Raw genomic sequence first — 1,390 nt, 5'->3', positions numbered from 1 at the left:
GAAGTCCTGCAGTATGCAGCCTCAAACGTTGACAAAGACGACGAGGATTTCTTCGTGGTCGATTCTCATGGAGCGCCGTACTACGATGGTCCCGTCTCCTATGAAAGTTTCTCAAGCCTTGGCATCAACGGAAAATATGCAGAGTTGCGCGAGACCACCCACGTTAAAACCAGTGTGAGGACGATAAAGGTCAAAGTTAGGAAGCTGGATTCGATCCTTGCCCATCACGAGCCGAAAATACGCCGCGTAGACATTGTTGCGGTTGATGTAGAAGGCTGGGAACTAAATGTGATGCGCGGCTTTAGCCTAAGCCGGTACCGACCCAAGGTTGTCATCCTCGAGAACCTTTTCGATAGTCAGGACTACGTCGAGTACATGAAAGGACAAGGCTATAGACTCTGGTCCAAGCTTCCACCAAATGACATCTACGTCAGAAACCAGCCATTTATCTCAAAGGCCTGGCAAAAGCTGAAGCGTACGCTAAATTTGGCGAGCTAGTTCAATCAAGGCCCGATGGAACCCACGTATCTGGCTTTGGAGTAATAAGATACTCGTTTCTGAAGACGGAAAACTCTCCGTTGTTCAACTCCCGCCTCACAGCTGCGTCTTCGGAGGCGGTCACATCGTCGTAAACTCTATGAAGCTCATTCATCTTCTTTTCAATTTCCCGGCGAGTTGGGTTCATAAAACGCTCCTTTGAATAGGATAAATAGCAGAGTCCCCGGTCCTGCATCCATTAAAGAGAGACATCGCCCTGCTGGCGTGCTTCATTGGGTCAACTGAGTTTTATAGGATCAATACTTCATGCTTCGCTCTGCACTGAGACCTATTACCCGGGCAATCCGGTCTGTCGTTGGTACGAACGGATTGGCAGAAAGTGTGGCAGACCTTGATCGTCGCTTAATTGCCGCCACAAACAACTTTCCCAGTTCATCGCCACAGGTGACATCGTCACCCTTACTCGACGTCAGCTATTTGATGCACGATTCGCGTGGCGCCCTTCTACGCGGAATGCCCTCTGGTGCGCAGCGGCTGTTGAGCGCGGGGTGCGCGGGCAAATGGTATTTTGACTGGATAGAACAGACTTACGGTCGCGTACAGGAACACTTGGGTATCGAGTATTATATGCCGAAGCCTGAGGGTCTTGCGGACAACGTCACTTGGATAACCAATACCGCTTCCGACATGTCGGGCGTGGATGACGCCAGTTGTGATCTGGTATTCTCTGGTCAAAATCTGGAGCATCTTTGGCCTGAGGAGGTTTCGGGCTTCCTTCTGGAGGGCGCGCGGGTTCTCAAACCCGGAGGTCACGTGGTGATTGATAGCCCTAACCGGCTACTGACGGCACCGTTGAACTGGAGCCATCCAGAACACACAATCGAACTGACGC

General features: G+C 51.2%; 3 protein-coding genes. 2 read left to right on the top strand and 1 reads right to left on the bottom strand.

Features of this window, described 5'->3' with window-relative positions; genetic code table 11:
* Positions 1–498 (top strand): FkbM family methyltransferase (locus tag ACXJ5O_RS27025; RefSeq protein WP_457302602.1); only part of this gene is annotated, 498 nt, incomplete at its 5' end.
* Position 499: 1 nt separating this feature from the next.
* Here the strand turns inward: ACXJ5O_RS27025 and ACXJ5O_RS27020 are convergent.
* Entirely contained in the window at positions 500–685 is a 186-nt protein-coding gene (locus ACXJ5O_RS27020; protein WP_457302601.1) for a hypothetical protein, read from the bottom strand.
* A 119-nt stretch (positions 686–804) separates the two neighbouring features.
* Between ACXJ5O_RS27020 and ACXJ5O_RS27015 the strand changes: the two genes are divergently transcribed.
* Positions 805–1,390, top strand: a 586-nt coding sequence (locus tag ACXJ5O_RS27015) for a methyltransferase domain-containing protein (protein ID WP_457302600.1), incomplete at its 3' end; no start/stop codon positions are given.

Source organism: Phyllobacterium sp. P5_D12 (genome assembly GCF_054049495.1).
The sequence above is the reverse complement of the archived record's forward strand: the minus strand, read 5'-3'. Positions and strand labels throughout refer to the sequence as shown.